The sequence below is a fragment of the Mycobacterium sp. genome (assembly GCF_049683935.1).
Lineage (GTDB): Bacteria > Actinomycetota > Actinomycetes > Mycobacteriales > Mycobacteriaceae > Mycobacterium.
This window is the reverse complement of sequence record NZ_JBAUJR010000283.1, coordinates 1-8,551: the sequence shown is the minus strand read 5'-3', so window position 1 is coordinate 8,551 and position 8,551 is coordinate 1. Positions and strand designations below refer to the sequence as shown.

General features: G+C 67.2%; 9 protein-coding genes. 8 read left to right on the top strand and 1 reads right to left on the bottom strand.

Going from position 1 to position 8,551, the window contains the following annotated elements; genetic code table 11:
• On the top strand, positions 1-345 hold a 345-nt coding region (locus WA965_RS16530), incomplete at its 5' end, for a DUF222 domain-containing protein (RefSeq protein WP_526447817.1).
• Between the two features lie 17 nt (positions 346-362).
• On the top strand, positions 363-1,037 hold the full coding sequence (locus WA965_RS16525) for a DUF222 domain-containing protein (RefSeq protein WP_526293964.1): 675 nt from the start codon (positions 363-365) through the stop codon (positions 1,035-1,037).
• 130 nt (positions 1,038-1,167) lie between these two features.
• On the opposite strand, the gene WA965_RS16520 is transcribed toward WA965_RS16525, so the two are convergent.
• Positions 1,168-1,650 (bottom strand): hypothetical protein, encoded by a 483-nt coding sequence (locus WA965_RS16520; protein ID WP_526293963.1) that lies wholly within the window; start codon positions 1,648-1,650, stop codon positions 1,168-1,170.
• 243 nt (positions 1,651-1,893) lie between these two features.
• Between WA965_RS16520 and WA965_RS16515 the strand changes: the two genes are divergently transcribed.
• The 6 genes from WA965_RS16515 to WA965_RS16490 form a co-directional block, all read left to right on the top strand.
• Positions 1,894-2,214 (top strand): hypothetical protein, encoded by a 321-nt coding sequence (locus WA965_RS16515; protein ID WP_526293962.1) that lies wholly within the window; start codon positions 1,894-1,896, stop codon positions 2,212-2,214.
• Between the two features lie 41 nt (positions 2,215-2,255).
• Complete coding sequence (locus WA965_RS16510) at positions 2,256-2,651, top strand: GtrA family protein (protein ID WP_526293968.1); 396 nt, start codon at positions 2,256-2,258, stop codon at positions 2,649-2,651.
• A 58-nt stretch (positions 2,652-2,709) separates the two neighbouring features.
• Positions 2,710-4,092 carry a decaprenylphosphoryl-beta-D-ribose oxidase gene (dprE1, locus tag WA965_RS16505; RefSeq protein WP_526293961.1) on the top strand — a complete coding sequence of 461 codons (1,383 nt, stop codon included), beginning with the start codon at positions 2,710-2,712 and terminating at the stop codon, positions 4,090-4,092.
• Positions 4,093-4,887: a decaprenylphospho-beta-D-erythro-pentofuranosid-2-ulose 2-reductase gene (gene dprE2 / locus WA965_RS16500; protein WP_526293960.1), complete on the top strand. Its 795-nt coding sequence runs from the start codon at positions 4,093-4,095 to the stop codon at positions 4,885-4,887.
• Complete coding sequence (locus WA965_RS16495) at positions 4,887-6,797, top strand: arabinofuranosyltransferase (RefSeq protein ID WP_526293959.1); 1,911 nt, start codon at positions 4,887-4,889, stop codon at positions 6,795-6,797. The genes dprE2 and WA965_RS16495 overlap by 1 nt, the downstream gene beginning before the upstream one ends.
• A partial coding sequence (locus WA965_RS16490; RefSeq protein ID WP_526447819.1) for an arabinosyltransferase domain-containing protein occupies positions 6,730-8,551 on the top strand: 1,822 nt, incomplete at its 3' end. The genes WA965_RS16495 and WA965_RS16490, both read left to right, overlap by 68 nt.

Here is an 8,551-nt window from a genome sequence, read left to right as displayed (position 1 = left end):
GCCTCCGAGCTCGCCGGGCTCAGCGACGCCGAGCTGATCGACACCGCCCGCGGGTGGGCGCGGGCGGAGAACGCCGCTTGTGCGCGCAAGTTGGCGGTGATGGCCGAGATCTTCACCCGCCGCACCGGGCTGCCCGCCGGCGACCGCGAGCTGTGGTGGCTCGACCCCGAGGCCGCAGTGGCCGCCGAGCTGGCCGCCGCCCAGAACATCACCCACAGTTTGGCGTTGCACCAAACCCACCGCGGGGTCGCGCTGCGTGACCGGCTACCGAAGGTCGCCGCGCTGTTCGACGCCGGGTTGGTCAGCGAAATGCTGGTCCGCGCATCGTCTGGCGCACCTACCTGATCGACGACGACACCGCGATGACCGCCGTCGACGCCGACCTGGCCGCCGAGATCACCTCCTGGGGGGCGCTGTCGATCAAGAAGACCGAACTGGCCATCGACGCTCTGGTCGAACGCCACGACCCAGGCGCGTTGCGGCGCTCCCAGGCATCGGCGAGCAACCGCAAAGTGCAATTCGGCTCACCCGCCGACGCGCCCGGACTGACCAGCCTGTGGGCGCGGCTGCACAGCGCTGATGCTGCAATCGGTGAGAAGAACGTCCAGGACTTGGCCTACAGCGTGTGCGAACGCGACCCGCGCAGCGGACCCCGCCGCCCCGACCAACGGGAGCGACGACGGCAGCGGCGGGGACGACGGAGTCGACGGGCCGGCCGAGCCGGACGCAACAGCCTCGCAAGACACCAGACCACCCGGCGCCTCAGCACCCGCCCCACCGACGACACCGTCTGCTGCTCCCACAGGGCCTGCGTCCGCAGCGGGCTGTCCGGTAGTGGCGGGGTTCGTGTTCGGCGCCGGGATCGTGCCCGCCCCGTTGCTGACCCCGCTCCTGGACGGTGCCCTGATCCGCCCCATCACTCACCCCGGCCACACCGGCCCCGAGAACCGTTACACCCCCTCACGCGCGCTCGCCGAGTTCCTCCGCTGCCGCGACCTGACATGCCGCTCCCCCGGCTGCGACAAACCCGCCACTGACACCGACATCGACCACACCGTGCCCTACCCGGTCGGGCCACCCACGATTCAAACCTCAAATGCCTCTGCCGTTTTCACCACCTGTTCAGCTTCTCAGCGCGTCGCACCGGCCAGAACCTGCCGTGCTGATCTACTCCGCCGGTGCAATTGTGACCGTCGGATTGACGGAGCCCGGTCGGAGGACCGGAGGCGGAGCGGGCTGCAAAGTGTGCGTCGGCACCCCTGACGGCAATGTGCGCGGGACATTGGCGGCCGGAGCCACGCAACCTTGGAGGTCACTCAATATCCCTCCACTGAGGAGGCAGCAATCCTTCACAATCTCGTTGTATTGCTGAAACGTGATCACGCCGTTCTGGTAGTTCGCGAGGGTCTTAGCGACGCAGCTGTCATATTCCCCGATATCCCACTCCTGCGGTGCAGCGCACGCAACCGCGGGTTCTCCGATCCCGCTGCCGCTGACTATCGCCGCGGCGGCGATCAGTCCGGCGGCGGCAAGGTGACGAGAGCGGCGGGTTGCAAGCTTCAACTGTCCCCTCGATTTGAGCCAAGCGCTTTGACTTCTGTCTCCCGCATGGGGCAGAACTTGACGGAAATCTGTGGGCAGGATGGTCATTTGAGTCTCCAGTCGCTGTTGGGGGTGTGACATAAATGGTCCTGAATCAAGCGGAGCTGACGTAATCGCCCAGCAGCCAGATTTTTCTTCTGAGTGGGAAGGGTTAGCTGTCTATCCGGCAAGTGCTGACAACCGTCGGTACGCCCTGAATCGAGCACCAAATACTGCACTCCAGCAGGACTAGGGGCGGCAGCGAAGGTGGTTTGCCATCCAGAGTGTCTTTTGCGAAGTCGCTTCCACCACTTGTTGAAAACTTTCTGGACCGGACCCAACGGCTGGCGCGACCGCAAACACCCCGACGGAACCATCATCTGGACCAGCCCCACCGGCCACACCTACACCACCCGACCCGCCGGCGCCGTACTGTTCCCCGCGCTGAGCCCAGCCACCGCCACCCTGTGGAACAGCAACCCACCCCAGCCCGCAGCCAACCCCGACACCCGCGGCACCAAAATGCCCCGCCGACGACACACCCGCGCAGCCAACCGCGCCCACGCCATCACCGCCGAACGAGAACTCAACGACGACCTCGTCGCCGAACATCACGAGCCACCACCGTTCTGAGCCGGGCAACCCCGTAAGCTGCCCGGGTGGCCGAGCCTCCCCTGTCGCCCCAGTTGAGCCTCGGGACACAGATCTGGCGTTTCATCCTGACCGGCGGGCTCGCGGCCGTCGTCGATTTCGGCCTCTACGTTGCGCTGCTGGCCGCCGGCCTACACGTCAACCTCGCCAAGACACTGAGCTTCATCGCGGGCACCACCACCGCCTATCTGATCAACCGGCGGTGGACCTTCCAAGCAGCGCCGAGCAATAAACGGTTCATCGCCGTGGTGGTGCTCTACGCGGTGACCTACGCCGTGCAGATCGGCATCAACTACTTCTTCTACATGGAGTTCGAGGACCAGCCGTGGCGGGTGCCGGTCGCGTTCGTCATCGCGCAGGGCACTGCGACGGTCATCAACTTCATCGTGCAGCGCCTGGTCATCTTCCGCCTGCGCTAAGCAGCACACGAATGACGTTGCACCGGCCCGCCTGGCGCAGGCGGTACCCTCTGTGACGATGTTGAGCACCGAGTTCTCGACCACTACGAAACGGCTCACCGGCTGGGGCCGCACCGCCCCGTCCGTGGCCCAGGTGTTGTCGACCCCGGATCCCGACGTGATCGTCAAGGCGGTGACGCAGGTCGCCGACGGGGGCGGCAGAGGAATGCTCGCCCGCGGGCTGGGGCGCTCCTACGGCGACAACGCGCAGAACGGCGGCGGCCTCGTCGTCGACATGAGCGTGGTCAATCGCATCCATTCGATGGATGCCGACACCCACCTCGTCGACGTGGACGCCGGGGTGAACCTCGACCAGTTGATGCGGGCCGCGCTGCCGCTGGGTCTGTGGGTCCCGGTGCTGCCCGGCACCCGTCAGGTCACCATCGGTGGTGCGATCGCCTGCGACATCCACGGCAAGAACCACCACAGCGCGGGCAGCTTCGGCAACCACGTGCGCTCATTGGACCTCCTCACCGCAGACGGCAACGTCCGCCACCTGACTCCCGCAGGACCCGACAGCGACCTGTTCTGGGCGACGGTCGGAGGCAACGGGCTGACGGGCATCATCCTTCGCGCTGTCATCGAGATGACGCCGACGGAGACCGCGTACTTCATCGCCGACGGTGACGTCACCGCCGGACTGGACGAGACCATCGCCTTCCACAGCGACGGCACCGAGGACAACTACACCTATTCCAGCGCGTGGTTCGACGCGATCAGCGCGCCACCTCGACTGGGCCGGGCGGTGATCTCCCGCGGTTCCCTGGCCACCGTCGACCAGCTCCCGAAGAAACTGCAACGCGACCCGCTGAAATTTGATGCGCCGCAGTACTTCACCGCACCCGACGTCTTCCCCAGCGGATTGGGCAACAAGCCGATCTTCGGTGCGATGACGGCGCTGTGGTACCGGATGGGCAAGACCTATCGCGGCAAGACGCAGAACCTGACGCAGTTCTACCACCCGCTCGACATGGTCGGTGAGTGGAATCGCGCCTACGGCGCAGCAGGTTTCAGCCAGTACCAGTTCGTGGTGCCCCTCGAGGCGGTTGACGAGTTCAAGCGCATCATGGTCGACATCCAGCGGTCGGGGCATTACTCGTTCCTCAACGTGTTCAAGCTCTTCGGTGCCGGCAACGAGGCCCCACTGAGCTTCCCGATCCCGGGCTGGAACGTCTGCGTCGACTTCCAGATCAAGCCCGGCCTCAACGAGTTCCTCAACGGCCTCGACAAGCGAGTGCTCGAGTTCGGCGGACGTCTCTACACCGCCAAGGACTCACGGACCACCGCTGAAACCTTCCACGCCATGTATCCGCGCATCAACGAGTGGATCCTGTTGCGCCGCAAGGTCGATCCTGACGGGGTCTTCGCTTCGGACATGGCCCGACGACTGGAGCTGCTCTAAATGGTGTTCGACGCAACCGGTAATCCGCAAACGATCCTGCTGCTGGGCGGCACGTCCGAGATCGCTCTCGCGATCGCCGAACGCTATCTGCGCGACGCGCGTGCTCGGGTGGTGCTCGCGGATCTTCCGGGACACCCTCGTAAGGACGCAGCCATCGAGCAGATGCGGGCCGCGGGCGCCAAGGCCGTCGACTGGGTCGACTTCGACGCGCTGGACACCGAGAGTCACCCGAAGGTGATCGACTCGGCCTGTCGCGTGGGCGATGTCCAGACCGACATAGACGTCGCGGTCGTCGCCTTCGGCCTGCTCGGTGATGCTGAAGAGCTCTGGCAAGACCAGCGCAAGGCCGTCCAGATCGCCGGGATCAACTACACCGCGGCTGTTTCCGTCGGTGTCCTGCTCGGCGAGAAGATGCGTGCGCAGGGCTCGGGCCGCATCATCGCGATGAGCTCCGCGGCCGGCGAGCGCGTCCGTCGTTCCAACTTCGTGTACGGCTCCACCAAGGCCGGCCTCGACGGCTTCTATCTCGGACTCGGGGAAGCTCTGCGGGAGTTCGGCGTTCGGGTTCTGGTCATCCGGCCCGGCCAGGTACGCACCACGACGACGATCGAGCACTGGAAGGCCACCGGCGCCAAAGAGGCGCCGTTCACCGTCGACAAGGAAGACGTCGCCGAGATGGCGGTTGCGGCGTCGAACAGAGGTACGGACTTGATCTGGGCACCGGGCGCGTTCCGCTACGTGATGATGGTGCTGCGCCACATCCCCCGCCCCGTCTTCCGCAAGCTGCCTATCTGATGGGTGGCGCACTGGCCGCGCCGATCAGAGTGGCCGGCCAGATGGTCCTGGCGATCGCCGTCACAGTGGTGATCGCCGTCGTCGCACTGTTCGCCATCGCACGCGTCGACTGGCCCGCCTACAACTCGTCGAACCAGCTGCACGCGCTGACCACTGTCGGCCAAGTGGTCTGCCTGGCAGGGCTGATGGCGTGCGGACTGCTGTGGCGGCGAGGCCGGCAGACCCTGGCCCGCCTCGGCGCGGTCACCATGCTGGCGGCGTTCTCGCTCGTCACGCTCGCTATGCCACTCGGCGCCACCAAGCTGTACCTCTTCGGGATCTCGGTCGACCAGCAGTTCCGCACCGAGTACATGACCCGCCTCGCCGATTCGCCCGGCCTGCACGACATGACCTACATCGGGCTGCCACCGTTCTACCCGCCGGGATGGTTCTGGATCGGCGGCCGCCTGGCAGACCTCACCGGGACGCCGGCGTGGGAAATGTTCAAGCCCTGGTCCATCATCTCGATCACGATCGCGATCGTGCTGGCTTTTGTGCTGTGGGCCAACATGATCCGTTTCGAGTATGCGCTGGTGGTCTCGACCGCCACTGCCGCGGCCGCGCTGGCATACGCCCCGGCCGAACCCTATGCGGCCGTCATCGCGGTGATGCTGCCGCCGATATTCGTCCTCGGCTGGTCCGGTCTGCGTGCCGCCGACCGGTCCGGCGGGCAGGAGCGCAGCGACCGGGGGATTTCGCGGGGAGGCTGGGCCGCGGTGGTCGGCGTCGGCATCTTCCTGGGCGTCGCCGCGCTGTCCTACACACTGCTGCTCGGGTACGCCGCGTTCACGCTGACGGTCATGGCGGTCCTGGTCAGCGTCAGCCGCAGACACTGGGAACCACTGCTGCGACTGCTCGTGATCGCGGTCATCTCGGGCCTGCTCGCCCTCATCGGGTGGGCGCCCTACCTGCTCGCCGCGGCCCGCGGGACACCGGCCGACTCGGGCACCGCCCAGCATTACCTGCCCTCCGACGGCGCCCAACTGTCCTTCCCGATGTTGCAGTTCACCCTGCTGGGCGCGCTGTGCATGCTCGGCACGCTGTGGCTGGTGATCTACGCCCGCACCTCGACCAGGGCGGGGGCGCTGGCCGTCGCGGTGCTGACGGTCTACGCCTGGTCGCTGCTGTCGATGTTGACCACGCTGGTGGGCACCACGCTGCTGTCCTTCCGGCTGCAGCCGACCCTGACGATCCTGCTGACAGCCGCCGGCGCCTTCGGCTTCCTCGAAGCCGCCCGCGCGGTGGCCGCCCGCGTGCAGACACCGAATGCGGGCAGGGTCGTCGCGGTCGCCACCGCGATCGGCGCCCTCGGCGCGGTGACCTTCAGCCAGGACATCCCCGACGTGCTGCGTTCCGACATCGTCGTCGCCTACACCGACACCGACGGCTACGGCCAGCGCGCCGACCGGCGCCCGCCCGGGGCCGAGCAGTACTACCGGGAGATCGACGACCGGATCCTGGAGGTGACGGGCGCGCCGCGCAACGAGACCGTCGTCATGACCGCCGACTACAGTTTCCTGTCGTACTACCCGTACTACGGTTTCCAAGGTCTGACCTCGCATTATGCCAACCCGCTGGCACAATTCGAGCAGCGTGCCGAGGCCATCGAGGAGTGGGCCCGGCTGACCGACGCCGACCAGTTCATCAACGCTCTCGACACGATGCCGTGGGAGCCGCCGACGGTGTTCCTGATGCGCCGCGGCGCCAACGACACCTACACGCTGCGGCTGGCTTCCGACGTCTACCCGAACCAGCCCAACGTGCGCCGCTATCACGTCGCGCTCGACGACGCGCTGTTCGACGATCCGCGCTTCGACGTGTCCACAGTCGGGCCGTTCGTGCTGGCCATCCGCAAGCCAATTACCATCTAGCCCCGTGGTCCGAGAGCCGAGCAACCACCGCACTGCGCGGCTCATCGCGATCGTCGCCGGGTTGCTGGGGACGCTTCTGGCGATCGCCACCCCGCTGCTACCGGTCAACCAGACCACCGCCGAGCTGAACTGGCCGCAGGACGGCGTGCTCGGTAGCGTCAACGCCCCGCTGATCGGCTATGTCGCCACCGACCTCGAGATCAGCGTGCCGTGCAGCGCCGCCGCCGGCCTCGACGGACCGGGCCGCACCGTGCTGCTGTCGACCGTGCCCAAGCAGGCGACCAACGCGATCGACCGCGGTCTGCTCATCGAACGGGTCAACGACGACCTGCTCGTCATCGTCCGCAACACCCCGGTGGTCAGCGCACCGCTCGAGGAGGTGCTCAGCCCCGCCTGCCAGGAGCTGACGTTCACCGCCCGCGCCGACTCGGTGACCGGTGAGTTCGTCGGCCTCACGCAGGGACCCGACAGCCCCGACCCGGGCGAACCGCTGCGGGGTGAGCGCGGCGGCTACGACTTCCGGCCCCAGATCGTGGGGGTGTTCACCGATCTGTCCGGCCCCGCGCCCCCGGGTCTGGAGTTCTCGGCGACGATCGACTCGCGCTACAGCACCTCACCCACGCTGCTCAAGGTGCTGGCGATGATCGTCGGCGTGGCGATGACGATCATCGCCCTGGGTGCGCTGCACGTGCTGGACAACGCCGACGGTATGCGGCACCGGCGCTTCCTGCCGCAGCGGTGGTGGTCGCTGTCGCCGTTGGACGGGGTGGTGACCGCGGCGCTGGTGTGGTGGCACTTCGTCGGTGCCAACACCGCCGACGACGGCTACATCCTGACGATGGCCCGGGTATCCGAGAAGGCCGGATACATGGCCAACTACTACCGCTGGTTCGGCACACCCGAGGCCCCCTTCGGCTGGTACTACGACCTGCTGGCGGTGTGGGCCCAGGTCAGCACCACCAGCGTGTGGATGCGGCTGCCCACCCTGCTGATGGGGCTGGCCTGCTGGTGGGTGATCAGCCGTGAGGTCATCCCGCGTCTGGGGTCGGCGGTCAAACACAGCAGGGCCGCCGTGTGGACGGCCGCCGGGCTGTTCCTCGCCTTCTGGCTGCCGCTGAACAACGGGCTGCGCCCCGAACCGATCATCGCGCTCGGCATCCTGCTGACCTGGTGTTCGGTCGAGCGCGGGGTGGCGACCAGCAGGCTGCTGCCAGTGGCGGTCGCGATAATCATCGGAGCACTGACGGTGTTCTCCGGACCCACCGGTGTCGCCGCGATCGGCGCCCTGCTCGTCGCCATCGGGCCGCTGAAAACCATTGTGGCCGCCCACACTTCACGGTTCGGATACTTGGCGCTGCTGGCGCCGATCGCCGCGGCCGGCACGGTCACCATCTTCCTGATCTTCCGCGACCAGACGCTGGCCGCGGAGCTCCAGGCCAGCAGCTTCAAGTCCTCCGTCGGCCCCAGCCTGGCCTGGTTCGACGAGCACATCCGCTATTCACGGCTGTTCACCACCAGCCCCGACGGCTCCGTGGCGCGCCGGTTCGCGGTGCTCACACTGTTGCTCGCCCTGGCGGTCGCGGTGGCGGTGTCGTTGCGCAGAGGCAGGATTCCCGGCACGGCCCTGGGTCCGAGCCGGCGCATCATCGGGATCACCGTCATCGCGTTCCTGGCGATGATGTTCACCCCCACCAACTGGACCCACCACTTCGGGGTGTTCGCCGGGTTGGCCGGCTCGCTGGGCGCCCTGGCCG

Bases quoted from the DNA above. Each gene is read 5' to 3' on its own strand.
- WA965_RS16525 (WP_526293964.1), top strand. From the start codon at position 363: ATGACCGCCGTCGACGCCGACCTGGCCGCCGAGATCACCTCCTGGGGG.
- WA965_RS16520 (WP_526293963.1), bottom strand. From the start codon at position 1,650: ATGACCATCCTGCCCACAGATTTCCGTCAAGTTCTGCCCCATGCGGGA.
- dprE1 (WP_526293961.1), top strand. From the start codon at position 2,710: ATGTTGAGCACCGAGTTCTCGACCACTACGAAACGGCTCACCGGCTGG.
- dprE2 (WP_526293960.1), top strand. From the start codon at position 4,093: ATGGTGTTCGACGCAACCGGTAATCCGCAAACGATCCTGCTGCTGGGC.
- WA965_RS16495 (WP_526293959.1), top strand. From the start codon at position 4,887: ATGGGTGGCGCACTGGCCGCGCCGATCAGAGTGGCCGGCCAGATGGTC.